The 12,724-nt window shown below is 73.6% G+C and carries 11 protein-coding genes; 6 read left to right on the plus strand and 5 right to left on the minus strand.

Going from position 1 to position 12,724, the window contains the following annotated elements; genetic code table 11:
- Positions 1 to 6 precede the first annotated feature (6 nt).
- A complete protein-coding gene (locus tag AC0680_RS29860) occupies positions 7 to 1,251 on the minus strand; it encodes a hypothetical protein (protein WP_478634797.1) in 1,245 nt (414 codons plus the stop codon).
- On the minus strand, positions 1,251 to 2,228 hold the full coding sequence (locus AC0680_RS29865; RefSeq protein WP_478634799.1) for a 5-dehydro-4-deoxyglucarate dehydratase: 978 nt from the start codon (positions 2,226 to 2,228) through the stop codon (positions 1,251 to 1,253). The genes AC0680_RS29860 and AC0680_RS29865 overlap by 1 nt, the downstream gene beginning before the upstream one ends.
- Positions 2,229 to 2,534: 306 nt before the next feature.
- Between AC0680_RS29865 and AC0680_RS29870 the strand changes: the two genes are divergently transcribed.
- From AC0680_RS29870 to AC0680_RS29880, 3 genes are all read left to right on the plus strand, one after another.
- Positions 2,535 to 3,353 (plus strand): NAD-dependent epimerase/dehydratase family protein, encoded by an 819-nt coding sequence (locus AC0680_RS29870; RefSeq protein WP_478634802.1) that lies wholly within the window; start codon positions 2,535 to 2,537, stop codon positions 3,351 to 3,353.
- 132 nt (positions 3,354 to 3,485) lie between these two features.
- Positions 3,486 to 3,755 carry a GlsB/YeaQ/YmgE family stress response membrane protein gene (locus AC0680_RS29875; protein WP_384442342.1) on the plus strand — a complete coding sequence of 90 codons (270 nt, stop codon included), beginning with the start codon at positions 3,486 to 3,488 and terminating at the stop codon, positions 3,753 to 3,755.
- Positions 3,756 to 3,834: 79 nt separating this feature from the next.
- On the plus strand, positions 3,835 to 5,049 hold the full coding sequence (locus AC0680_RS29880; protein ID WP_478634847.1) for a TerD family protein: 1,215 nt from the start codon (positions 3,835 to 3,837) through the stop codon (positions 5,047 to 5,049).
- On the opposite strand, the gene AC0680_RS29885 is transcribed toward AC0680_RS29880, so the two are convergent.
- Positions 5,024 to 6,079, minus strand: coding sequence for an MsnO8 family LLM class oxidoreductase (locus AC0680_RS29885; RefSeq protein ID WP_478634804.1), 1,056 nt, complete (start codon positions 6,077 to 6,079; stop codon positions 5,024 to 5,026). The genes AC0680_RS29880 and AC0680_RS29885 overlap by 26 nt on opposite strands.
- A 71-nt stretch (positions 6,080 to 6,150) precedes the next feature.
- Between AC0680_RS29885 and AC0680_RS29890 the strand changes: the two genes are divergently transcribed.
- The gene (locus tag AC0680_RS29890) at positions 6,151 to 7,035 is read left to right on the plus strand and encodes a class I SAM-dependent methyltransferase (protein ID WP_478634805.1); all 885 of its coding nucleotides are present in this window, start codon (positions 6,151 to 6,153) and stop codon (positions 7,033 to 7,035) included.
- 28 nt (positions 7,036 to 7,063) lie between these two features.
- Here AC0680_RS29890 and AC0680_RS29895 read toward each other — a convergent pair whose 3' ends face one another.
- Both AC0680_RS29895 and AC0680_RS29900 read right to left on the minus strand, forming a co-directional pair.
- On the minus strand, positions 7,064 to 8,509 hold the full coding sequence (locus tag AC0680_RS29895) for an alkaline phosphatase PhoX (RefSeq protein ID WP_478634809.1): 1,446 nt from the start codon (positions 8,507 to 8,509) through the stop codon (positions 7,064 to 7,066).
- Between the two features lie 196 nt (positions 8,510 to 8,705).
- A complete protein-coding gene (locus tag AC0680_RS29900; protein WP_478634810.1) occupies positions 8,706 to 10,205 on the minus strand; it encodes a hypothetical protein in 1,500 nt (499 codons plus the stop codon).
- A gap of 256 nt (positions 10,206 to 10,461) precedes the next feature.
- On the opposite strand from AC0680_RS29900, the gene AC0680_RS29905 reads away from it, so the two are divergent.
- Positions 10,462 to 12,300 carry an endonuclease/exonuclease/phosphatase family protein gene (locus AC0680_RS29905; protein WP_478634812.1) on the plus strand — a complete coding sequence of 613 codons (1,839 nt, stop codon included), beginning with the start codon at positions 10,462 to 10,464 and terminating at the stop codon, positions 12,298 to 12,300.
- A gap of 147 nt (positions 12,301 to 12,447) precedes the next feature.
- Positions 12,448 to 12,588, plus strand: a complete 141-nt coding sequence (locus AC0680_RS29910) for a hypothetical protein (protein WP_384442357.1) — start codon at positions 12,448 to 12,450, stop codon at positions 12,586 to 12,588.
- Positions 12,589 to 12,724 lie beyond the last annotated feature (136 nt).

Below are 12,724 nucleotides of genomic sequence, written 5' to 3' on the forward strand. Positions count from 1 at the left end.
GTCCTCTCACCCGCGCCCGATCTCGCGCAGCGCGTCGCCGACGGCGGCGAGGTCCGCGTCGCTCGCCAGCCCCGCGTGATAAAGACGCAGTTCCGTCGCGCCCAGCGAGGCGGCGTGCGCGGCGTCGGCGGCGAGGGTGCGGGGGCTGCCGCCCATGCCGGAGACCACGGTGAGGTTGGCGGCCACCGTGGGTGCGGCGCCCGCACGGGCGGTGAACGGTCCCAGTACGGCGGCGCGGACGGCGGCGTCGCCGGTGCACGGCAGCACCACGCCGTCGGCGTGCGCGAGCACGTCCACCGGGTCCACCCCGGCGTTGGCGCCGCAGCGGTGCGCGGCGGGGTCGGCGTGCAGCAGCACCCGGAACCCGTCCGCCGCGGCGTCCCGTACGGCCCGCACCGCCGCGCGCTGCAGCGTACGGGCGGCCCGGTCCCGCCAGACGCGCAGCAGCCCCGCGGGCTCCGCGCCGAGCAGCGCCTCGACCACCGCCCACTCCGCCCGCCTGCCGCAAGGATCTTCGGCCGGCACCGCTCCAAGTGGGCCGTCCCTCTCCGGCCCGCCCGGGGCGGCCGTCCACAGCGGCTCCAGGGCCCGCACCACGGCGGCCCTCAACTCCGCTGCGGGGATGCCGAGTTCGCCGTACCCGTATGCACACACCGAGCAGAAGCAGACCGACATCAGATACTGGGCGGCGCCGGAGAGCGGCACCCCGCCGATCTTGTCGTGGGCGTGCGGATGGGCCAGTCCGTACCAGCCGCAGGACTCCAGCTCACTGCCGCGGGCGCCGGGCCGTACGGCCGCCTCGGCGGCGAGCGCGACGAGGTGGGCGCGCACTTCGGGCCGGGCGATGCACGGCGCCCAGGGGTAGGGGTCGCCGTAGGCGTTGCGGACGACGGCGGTCGGGTGCTCGGCGCCCAGGCGGGAGTTGTGGGCCAGAACGACCCAGCTGTGCACCTCCACCCCGGCGGCGGCCAGCTCCCGCGCGGCCGCGCCGAAGGCGTCCGGGCCCGCCGTCCAGTCCTGGGTGTGGGGCCGCAGTTCCCGGCCGGCCCAGCGGGCGGGGTCGGGCGGGTAGTAGACGGCGGCGTGCCGGGCGGTGACGATGCGGTGGCGGGGGTGGCGCGGGGTGAGGGCGCGGGTGGAGTGGTAGGCGGAGGCCAGGGTGACCTGCCGGACGCCGAGGCCGGCGAGGCGTTCGGCGGCGGCCGGGTCGCCGACCACGTCCCAGGGGTAGAGGAAGGCGGCGGTGCGCATCAGGAGCCGGCTCCCGGCGCCTGGGCGACCAGGGCCAGACCGCGGTCGATCAGCCCGGCCAGCTCCTCGAGGTGCACGGGGGCCGGCTCGCTGAGCGGGGGCCGGACCGCTCCGACGTCCAGACCGCGCAGCCGTACCCCCGCCTTGACCAGCGATACGGCGTAACCGCGTCCCTGGTTGCGCAGTTCGACCAGCGGCCGGTAGAAGCCGTCCAGCAGCCGGGTCACGGCGTCGTCGTCGCCGACGGCCAGCGCCCTGTGGAAGGCGAGGGCGATCTCGGGGGCGAAGGCGAAGACGGCGGAGGAGTACAGGCGCACGCCCAGGCCCAGGTAGGCGGGGCCGGTGAGTTCGGCGGTGGGCAGGCCGTTGAAGTAGAGGAAGTCCTCGTCGGGGGCCTCGGTGCGGACGGTGCTGATGATGCGCTGCATCAGGTCGAGGTCGCCCAGGCCGTCCTTGAGGCCGATGATGCCCGGCGTCGCGGCCAGGGCGGCGACGGTGGCGGGCGTGAAGACCGCGTTGTCCCGCTGGTAGACGATGACCGGGAGCGCGGTGGCGGCGGCGAGTTCGGTGTAGTGGCGCAGCAGCCCCTCCTGGTCGGCGACGACGAGGTAGGGCGGCATGGCGAGCAGTCCGTCGGCGCCGGCTTCGCGGGCGAGGCGGGCGAACTGGACGGCGAGCGCGGTGCCGTAGCCCGTGCCGGCGACGACCGGGACGCGTCCCGCGGCTTCCTGGACGGCGGCCGCGACGCAGTCGGCGAACTCCTCGGGGGTGAGCGCGTGGAATTCGCCGGTGCCGCAGGCGGCGAAGACGGCGGCCGCGCCCGCGTCGACGCCGGCCCGCACATGCGCCCGGAAGGCCGTCAGGTCCACGGTGCCGTCGGGCGCGTACGCGGTCACGGGGAAGAAGAGCGGTCCGTCGAGGCGGTCGGCGAGCCGGGGGTGCCGCCCAGCGGTGGCTGGGGGAGGGTGTGCGGTCACGGGCTCTCCCTCACATGCTCGTGCATGCCTATGATCTGCGTCCATATTTCTGAACTCGCCACGCTAGAGCAGCCCGTCGGTACGGGTCAAGAGCACACAACTGCCGCCCCGCAAGCGGATTTACCCGACCCGTCAACCGGCTTGACCGGCGGCGATCCCGCCCACCACGCTTTGTCCACCCACATGAATCCCGTTCGCGGACATAGCCTTTTCACGCAAAGAGCGCCCACAGCACGGCGGTCCCGCGGCTCGCACCGCCCCGCGGCCCCGGGCCGCCCCGCCACCCAGCCGGAGGAGTTCCCGCCCATGACCGCACCCCGCACCGTCCTGCTCACCGGCGCCGCCGGCGGGCTCGGCACCCTGATGCGCGCACTGCTGCCGCCCCACGGCTACCGGCTGCGCCTCTTCGACCGGCGCGCCATCGACGACGCGGCCGCCGACGAGGACGTCATCACCGCCGACCTCGCCGACGAAAAGGCGCTGCGCGAGGCCGTACGCGGCGTCGACGCCGTCGTCCACCTCGCCGGAATCTCCCTGGAGGCGTCGTTCGAGAAGATCCTGCGCGCCAACATCGAGGGCACCTACCACCTCTACGAGGCGGCGCGCGAGGCGGGCGTGAAACGGATCGTCTTCGCCTCCTCCAACCACGCCGTCGGCTTCACCCCGCGCCCCGCCGACGGGTCCGCCGCGATCCCCGTCGACACCCCGCGCCGCCCCGACACCTACTACGGCCTGTCCAAGGGGTTCGGCGAGGACCTCGCCTCGCTCTACTGGGACCTGCACGGCATCGAGACCGTCTCGATCCGCATCGGCTCCTGCTTCCCCGCACCGACCTCGGTGCGGATGCTGTCGATCTGGCTCAGCCCGGCCGACTGCGCCCGGCTGCTGCACGCCGCGCTGACCGCACCGGACGTCGGCCACCGCGTCGTGTACGGCTCCTCCGCCAACACCCGCCTGTGGTGGGACCTGTCGACCGCCCGCGCCCTGGGGTACGAGCCGCAGGACGACTCCGAGCCGTACGCCGCGCGACTCGTCGCAGCCCAGGGCGAACTGGATCCCACCGCCCCCGAACACGCCCACCTCGGCGGCGCCTTCTGCACCGATCCGCCCCGGTGGCCGTACTGAGAGGGGCCGGGATCCGGCCGCCGCGCCGCGGCCGGATCCGCACGTGGCCCGTGCCACGGCACGGAACCCCGCCCGCCCTGGTGGCGTCCTCGTGTACGTACCAACCCTCCGCGCAGGAACGAGGAACGCATCATGGGCATCGTCAGCTGGCTCGTACTGGGGCTGATCGCGGGCGTCATCGCCAAGGTCCTGCTGCCGGGGCGGGACCCTGGCGGACTGGTCGGCACGACCCTGATCGGCATCGTGGGCTCCTTCATCGGCGGCTGGCTGTCCACGAAGTTCCTGCACCGCCCGATACCGAAGGACTTCGGCGAACCGTCCATGTGGATCGCCTCGATCGCCGGGGCCCTGGTCCTGCTGATCGCCTACCGGCTGCTCTTCGGCAACTCCCGCGAGCGATGACGGCCGGCCCCGGCCGCCGTCCGGCCGCGGGTAATGGAACCGCAAAGGCGAGCCGATCGTTGGTCCCGGCATGACCGCTATGACTCCTGGCTCGAACCTCCCGCTCACCACCGCGCGGGTGGCGGTGGACGTCACCGCTCCCGTGCGGCTGGATGTGTCGGGCCTGCTGCTCGCCGCCGACGGCAAGGTGCGCTCCGACGACGACTTCGTGTTCTACAACCAGCCCGCCGGACCGGGCGTGACCCACTCCGCGGCGGCCGGCGGCGGTGACACCATCACGGTGGACACCGCCGCCGTCCCCGACGGCATCGAGAAGATCGTGGTCACCGCGAGCCTGGACACCCCCGGCGCCACCTTCGCCGGCACGGAGCCGACCGGCACGGTCCGCGACGCCGACGACGGCAGCACCATCGCCACCTTCGCCCCGCCCCGGCTGGGCACCGAGACCGCGCTGGTGGTCGTCGAGATCTACCGCCGCAACGGCGCCTGGAAGGTGCGCGCCGTCGGCCAGGGCTACGCCGACGGGCTGGCCGGTATCGCCACCGACTTCGGCGTCAGCGTGGAGGAGCCGGCCGCGCCCGCGGCCGCCCCGCAGGCTCCCCCGGCCGCGCCGCCCGCCGCTCCCCCGGCCCCCGCCGGGCAGTGGGGACCGCCGGCCGGCGCCCCGGCCCCGGTCTCCCCGCCGCCGGCGGCCGCGCCCGCCGCGCCCGGCTCCGGCAAGGTCAACCTCGACAAGGGGCGGGTCAGCCTCCAGAAGAACCAGACCGTCTCGCTGGTCAAGGGCGGCAAGCCGCTGCTCAGCTCGGTGCGGATGGGCCTCGGCTGGGAGCCCGCCTTCCGCGGCAAGAACATCGACCTGGACGCCTCCGTCATCGCCTACGGACCGGACCGCAAGAAGATCGACAACTGCTTCTTCGGCAAGCTGATGATCCTGGGCGGCGCCGTCCAGCACTCCGGCGACAACCTCACCGGCGAGGGCGCCGGCGACGACGAGGCCATCACCGTCCACCTCGGCGGCATCCCGCCGGAGGTGACCGGCCTGGTCTTCGTCGTGAACTCCTTCTCCGGCCAGAAGTTCTCCGACGTCGCCAAGGCCTACTGCCGCCTGCTGGACGCGCAGAGCGGCGAGGAGCTGGTCCGCTTCGACCTCACCCACTCCGAGCCGCGCACGGGCGTGATGATGGCCAAGCTGATCCGCCAGTTCTCCGGCGAGTGGGAGATGACGGCGATGGGCGAGTTCGTCGACGCCAGGACGGTGCGCGGCATGGTCAAACCGGCCGGGCAGGCGCTGTGAGGACCGGCCCGGCGGGCCGGGCGCCGAGCCCCGCCACCCGGGCCAGCCGCTCGTACGACTCCAGCAGCGCCGCGCGCTCGTAGGTGCTGGTCGTCACCAGCACCTCGTCCGCGGCGCTGCGCTCGATCAGCGTGCCGAGGGCATCGGCGACCTGCTCCTCCGTGCCGTGCAGCTGGCCGCGCAGGGCCTCCTCGTAGAAGCCGCGCTCACGTTCCGGCAGGGCGGCCACCGCCGGTCCGTCCTCGGCGGGCCGCAGCGGCGGGAAGACGCCGTGGGTGCGGGAGTACGCCAGCGAACGGGCCTCCGGCAGCAGCAGCCGGCGCGCCTGCTCCGTCGTGCCGGCCACGGCCACCGTCTGGGAGATCACCACATACGGCCGCTCCCAGAAGGCCGAGGGGCGAAAGGCCTGCCGGTAGGCGTCGATGGCGTCCAGCATCTGCTGCCGGCCCCGGAAGTCGCCGATGACCAGGCCCAGCCCGGCCGCCGCGGCGATCTGCGCACCGGCGCCGGTGGCCAGGACGAAGGCCGGGATCGGCAGGCCCTCGGCGGGGTGCGCATGGACCTGCGGGTGGGCGGTCTGGGTGCCCGTGAAGTACCCGAGGAGCTCGGCGAGCCGGGCGCCGAAGTCGTCGGTGGCGTCCTTGTCGGCGCCCAGCGCGCGGCGGATGCCGCCGGTGAAGCCCACCGAGCGGCCCAGGCCCATGTCGATCCGGCCGGGGAAGAGCGACTCCAGCACCCCGAACTGCTCGGCCACCACCAGCGGCCGGTGGTTGGGCAGCATCACGCCGCCGGTGCCGACCCGGATCGTGGTGGTCGCCGAGGCCACCGCGGCGGCCAGCACCGTGGGCGCGGAGCCGGCCACCCCGGGCACGCTGTGGTGCTCGGAGACCCAGAAGCGGTGGTAGCCCAGCTCCTCGGCGCGCCGCGCCAGGTCCACCGTGTCCCGCAGCGCCGCCGCCTGGGGATGGCCTTCCCTGGTGCGGGAACGGTCCAGGACCGAGAATTGTGTCGTCCGTATCGTCGAGCTCACCACCTCTGCTTCAACGTCCCCGCGCCCGCAAGATTCCCCGCCCCCACTGCCGCCCGCACCAGGAGTGTTCGATGGCCCAGCAGCCGCCGGCCGGCGCGGCCGGACCCGCGGATCACCCGGACGGCCCCGAGCCGCCGCCGGAACTTCCCGAGCGGGTCGCGAAGATCTACGGGGAGCTGGACCTGAGCACCGTCCCGGCCTTCGCCGGCGGCTTCATCAACTTCGGCTACTGGGCGGGGCTGGCGGACATCGACGGCCGGCCGCTGACCGAGGACGACCGGGTGCGCAGCGAACAGGACCTCTACCGCCTGGTGCTCGGCACCTTCGACCGGCCGGAGGGCCGCACCGCCCTGGAGGTCGGCTGCGGGCGCGGTCTGGGCTGCGCGCTGGCGCTGCGGGAGTTCGCGCTGGGCTCGGTCATCGGCCTGGACGCCCACCCGGACCAGATCGCCCGCGCCCGGGAGACACACGCGGCGCTGCTCGGCGGGCCTTCGGGGTGCGCCGGCCGGCTGGACTTCGTGCTGGGCGCCGCCGAGCGGATCCCGCTGCCCGACGACGCCGTCGACCTGCTGTACTCCGTCGAGGCCGCGCAGCACTTCCGCGATCTGGCCGCGTTCGCCCGGGAGGCGGCGCGGGTGCTGCGCGCCGGCGGCCGGCTGGCGCTGACGACGTTCTTCGCCCGCAGCCGGGAGGCCGCCCGGGTACTGCCCGAGCTGCTGCCGCCGTACGCCGACGGCCTGGACGTCCCGCACGTGGTCGACGAGGTCGCGGCGGAACTGGCCGCGGCGGGTCTGCGGGGCGTCCGGGTGCGGCCGATCGGCGACGGGGTCTGGGAGCCGTACGACCGCTATCTGGCCCAGCAGCCCAAGCCCCGGGACCGGTGGGCGCGCCGCTACCTCACGGCGTACGAGGCCGGTCTGCTGGACTACTACGTGCTGACGGCCGGGGCGGGCTGAGCCCGGCCCGGCCGTCGGGGAGCCGGTGCTAGCGCTGCCGGCGCTGCCGCTTCCAGGGCCCGGTGATGGCCAGCATGATGCCGGGGTCCTGGATGTTGGCGAACAGCGTCTGCCCGTCCGGGGAGAAGACGGGGCCGGTGAACTCGCTGAACTCCGGCTTCTCGGGGGTGCCGATGTTGAGGTCGTTGCGGGCGATCGGGTAGGTCCGGCCGTCGTCGGTGGCCCCGAAGAGGTGCTGTACGCCCTCGCCGTCCTCGGCGATGATCAGTCCGCCGTAGGGCGAGACGGTGATGTTGTCGGGGCCGTCGAGCGCACCGTCCTTGGAGGGATCCGGGTTGACGCCCAGCAGCACCTTCAGGGTCAGGGTCCGCCGCCGCGGGTCGTAGAACCAGACCTGCCCGTCGTGCCGGACGGGGCTCTCCTCGCGGGCGTAGGAGGACACGACGTACGCGCCGCCGTCGGCCCACCACAGGCCCTCCAGCTTGCGGGCGCGGGTGACCTCGCCGTCCTTGAACTGCTTGCGCACCGAGACCGTCCGCGCGTCGCGGTCGGGGACCTCGACCCAGTCGACGCCGTAGACCGTGCCGGTCTTGGTGGCACGCGAGAGGTCGTCGACGAACCGGCCGCCGGAGTCGAAGCACTTGAAGGCCTCCAGCACACCGGAGTCCGCGGCGAGCGAGCGCAGCTGACCGCGGCCGTGGCGGAATCCGTGCGGCGGGGTCCAGCGGTAGAACAGGCCGTTGGGGCCGGAGGCGTCCTCGGTCAGGTAGAGGTGGCCGCGCTTGGGGTCGACGACGACGGCCTCGTGGGCGTAACGGCCCAGCGCCTTGAGGGGCTTGGGGTCGCGGCCGGCCCGGCGGTCGTGGGGGTCGACCTCGAAGACGTAGCCGTGGTCCTTGGTCATGCCGTGCTCGCCGGCCTTGTCCTCGGTCTCCTCGCCGGTGAGCCAGGTGCCCCAAGGGGTGGTGCCGCCCGCGCAGTTGGTGGACGTACCGGCGATGCCGACCCACTCGCCGACCGGGGTGCCGTCCTTGGCGACCTCGACGACCGTGCAGCCGCCGGACGCCGCCGGGTCGTAGACGAGTCCTTCGGCCAGCGGCACCGGGTGCGGCCAGTCGGCGCGCGGGCCCTTCAGCTCGTGGTTGTTGACCAGGAGGGTGGTGCCGCGGTGGCCCTCGAAGGTGCCGGTGCCGTCGTGGTTGGAGGGGGTGGACTCACCGCTGTCGAGCTTGGTGACGCCGGAGCGGGTGATGATCCGGTACGAGAAGCCGGCGGGCAGCGCGAGGATGCCGTCGGGGTCCGGGACCAGCGGTCCGTAGCCGGCGCGGTGGCCGTTGCCGTCCGGTGCGCCGTCGGGCGCCTCCTCGCCGATGGCGCCGGGCGCGGTGGCCAGCACGCCGACGCTGCCGGCCAGCGCGACCCCGGCGCCGGTGAGGGCGGAACGTTTGGCGAAGTCTCTGCGCGTGAGCGGCATTGTCATCTCCCAGATGGCCGGTTCTGCTCCCCTGTGTCTGCGCGCACACGCTTTCGTGTGCCGTCGAACTCCAGCTGAACGCGGTGCGACATCCAGGAAGCGGTTGCTACCTGTCCGGAAGCGGTCGGGGCCCGCCCGGTGGATCACCACCCGGCGGGCCCCGGCGCGGGCGCGGGCGGACCGGCCGCCCGCCGCGCTACTCCGGCCGGTGCGAGCGCGCCTTGAAAGCGGCCTTGCGGGCCTCCTTGGCGGCCTTCTTGTCGGGGTGCAGGCGGCCCATGGCCTCCAGGACCTCGGCGGTGGCCGGGTGGTCGACCCGCCAGGCGCTGTCGAAGAACCCGCTGTGCTGGTCGGTCAGGCCCTGGACGAGCTCGCGCAGCTCGGCCTCGGCGCCCTCGCCGACGCTGCCCAGCTGCGCCGCGAGGGTGTCCACCGTCAGCCAGAAGATCATCTCCTGGGACGGCTCGGGGATGTCGGGCAGGGCGCGCTCGGCGAGCCAGACCCGGGCCAGCCCGCCCAGCTGCCGGTCGTCGAGCACCTCGCGCAGCGCTTCCTCGGCGTCCGGCGAGACCAGGGAGAGGGTCTGCTGGGCGGCGAGCCGGCGGTGCGGGGCGTGCTCGTCGTCGCCGCGGGCGGCCGCGAGCAGGTCGCGGGCGGCGTCCAGCGGGGTTCGGGCGGCGAGCCAGAGCTCGGACTCGGACTGGGCGAGCGCCTCGGGGTAGTCGGGCAGCGCGTCGAGGAGGACCTCGGCGCCCTTGCCGGTGAGGTCGCCGACCGCGGGCGCGTGGGCGCCCGCGTCCAGCAGCCGGGCGCGTACGGCGTAGACGCCGAGCGGGGTGAGGCGGACCAGGCCGTAGCGGGAGACGTCCTCGTCGGTGAGCGGCTCGGCGGCGCTTACGGTTTCGCCGGCCTCGTCCAGCTCCTCGATGAGGGCCTCGTCGACGGGCCGGTAGGCGACCAGCCCGATCGGCTCCAGCACCCGGAACTGGTCGTCCAGGCGCATCATCGCCTCGGAGACCTCTTCGAGGATGTCGTCGGTGGGCTCGTCCATGTCGTCCGGGACGATCATCGAGGCGGCCAGTGCGGGCAGCGGAACGTCCTGGTCGGCGCCCTCGGCGACGGCGGTGAGGAGGTAGAGGTTGCCGAGGATGCCGTTGAGCAGCTCGGCCTCCTCCTCCGGGTTCCAGTCGATCGAGTCCAGGTCCAGTTCGCCGCCCTCGGCGATCTGCTCGGCGATGTCGGCGAGGTCCGGGGCGGCGGCGTCGGCGAGTACGGTCTCCATGCCGCAGAGCCAGATGTCCAGGACGTCCTGCGGGCTGCCCGAGGTGAGCAGGTTCAGCTCCTCGCCCGGGGTGGCGATGCCGACCGCGGCGTCACCGGGCCCCTCTGTGCCGTCCTGGTCCGCCGCGGTCTCTTCGGTCTCCTCGATCTCGACCAGCCCGGTGTCCACCGCGAGCTGCCAGGCCTCGGCGGTGTAGGCGGGGCCGTCCTCGTCGCCGGCGAGACCGAGCAGCTCGGTGGCGGCCGCCAGCGACTCCTGGAGGATCTCGCCGCCCGCGCCGACCGGGACACCGCGCTCGGCCCAGCGGGCGAGCCTGGCGGCCCGGGCCATCAGCGGGGCGCTCAGCGCGTCCCGGGCCAGCTCCGCTTCGGAGGTCAGCCGCACCGGCGGCAGGGTCGGGCGGTCTGCGGACATCAGGTGCTCAGCTCCTCGTACGGACTGCGGCTGGGGGTACCTCCCAGCGGTAGCTGGGGAGTGCGCCGCCCCAGCGTAGACGGAATTCTCCGTATCTCGGACGGTTCACCCCCGCGCCGGCCGTCGGTAACCGCGAGTACCTTGACAACTTCCTTGCGCACACCGGAGATTGACGCGCGTAGCGCGCACCGTGCCACGGTCCACGCGCAGTGCCGCGCCCCCCTTGTTCACCCCCCACTTCCCTTCGGAGGCATGCATGCCGTCCCGTCGTCCGCTCCGCAGGCCGGCCGCGCTCAGCGCGGTGGCCGCCGCCGCCCTCGCCGGCGGGCTGCTGACCGCCACGCAGTCCGCCTCCGCGGCGGGCACCCGCATCCACGACATCCAGGGCAGCACCCGAATATCCCCGCTGGCCGGCACGCAGGTCGGCGATGTGCCCGGCACGGTCACCGCGATCCGCTCGTTCGGCTCGGCGCGCGGCTTCTGGGTGCAGGACCCGCACCCGGACCGCGACCCGGCCACCAGCGAGGCGGTCTTCGTCTTCACGGGCAAGGAGACGCCGAAGGTGACCGTCGGCGAGGCGATCACCTTCTCCGGCACGGTCAGCGAGTACTACCCCGGCGGCAAGGACGCCGGGCTGCAGTCGGTCACCGAGATCACCGACGCGACCTGGCAGACCGTCTCCGCGAAGGCGCCGCTGCCGGCCGCCTTCACCCTCAACCCGGCCTCCGTGCCGAATCGTTACGCCCCCGACGCGGGCGGCAAGAGCATCGAATCCCTCAAGCTGCGCCCCGCCTCGTACGCGCTGGACCGCTACGAGTCGCTGGAGGGGATGCGCGTCGCGGTCAAGGGCGCCCGGGTCGTCGGCGCCACCAACTCCCACCACGAGCTGTGGGTGACCGCCGAGCCGGGCCACAACCGCACGGCGCGCGGCGGCACCCTCTACCGCTCGTACGCCGACCCCAACGGCGGCCGGGTCAAGGTGGCCTCCCTGATCCCCTTCGCCGAGCGGCCGTTCCCGGTGGCCGACGTCGGCGACGAGCTGACCGGCACCACCGCCGGGCCGCTGGACTACGACAACTTCGGCGGCTACACGCTCCAGGCCACCGAGCTGGGCGAACTGGCCGACCACGGCCCGGCGCCGGAGACCACCCGCAAGCAGCGGCCCGACGAGCTGTCGGTGGCCACGTACAACGTCGAGAACCTCTCCCCCAAGACCCCGCAGGCCAAGTTCGACCGTCTCGCCAAGGCGCTGGTCGGCAACCTGTCGGCACCCGATGTCGTCGCCCTCGAAGAGGTCCAGGACGACAACGGCCCCACGAACGACGGCGTGGTCACCGCCGGGGCCACCCTCAAGAAGCTGACCGAAGCGGTCAAGGCGGCCGGCGGCCCGGCGTACGAGTGGCGGCAGATCGACCCGGTCGACGACCAGGACGGCGGCCAGCCCGGGGGCAACATCCGGGTCGCGTTCCTGTTCAACCCCGAGCGGGTGTCCTTCACCGACGTCAAGGGCGGCGACGCCACCACGCCGGTGAAGGTGGTCGACGACCACGGCAGGGCCGCGCTGTCCGCCTCCCCGGGCCGGATCGCGCCCGCCGACCCGGCGTGGCAGGCCAGCCGCAAGCCGCTGGTCGGCCAGTTCTCGCTCAACAGCCGCCCGGGAAGCCGGGTGTTCGTGATCGCCAACCACTTCAACTCCAAGGGCGGCGACCAGGGCCTGGACAGCCGTTTCCAGCCGCCGGCCCGGCCCTCGGAGACCCAGCGCACGGCGCAGGCCGGGCTGGTGAACGCCTTCGTCAAGGACCTGCTGGCCAAGGACCCCCGGGCCGATGTGGTGGTCGCCGGCGACCTCAACGACTACCCGTTCTCGCCGGCCCTGAAGAAGCTCACCGACGGCGGCGTGCTCACCGACCTGGTCGGCAGGCTGCCCGCCGCGGAGCGCTACGGCTATGTCTACAACGGCAACTCGCAGGTGCTGGACCACATGCTCACCAGCCGGCATCTGGCCAAGGCCGACTACGACATCGTGCACCTCAACGCCGAGTACGCCGACCAGGCCAGCGACCACGATCCGCAGGTGCTGCGCATCCGGCCGTGAGCGCCCGCCCCCGCCGGAATCCCGGGCCCCGGCATCACCCCAGGTGATACTCCCGTCACTCGACCGGCCCACGTCCGGGCGCCAACCGTCGCCGACGGTGCGGTACTGGACGCGTAAGCAACATTCGGCGAGACAAAGGGAGTCACCATGCCGAAGGCGCAGAACCGTAAGTCGAGCAACAAGGACCGTGCCGCGGAGCGGCGCTCCGACCAGCGGAAGCCGAAGTCGTCGGAGGAGTCCGCGGCCGAGCGGACCCAGGACCTGAGGCGTTCGCGGAATGCCGACTGACGTGTGATGGGCCTGTGAAGCCCGAGCGGGGGGGGGACCGAAGGGGGGGGGGGTCGATCTTGTTTCGCCGGGGTTTCCCCCACCGTCTGGGGTTCTTGTTTCGGCTGTCCCCCTTTCTTCTCTGCGTCCTCCGGGG

It is taken from the genome of Streptomyces sp. NPDC043738, assembly GCF_056436545.1.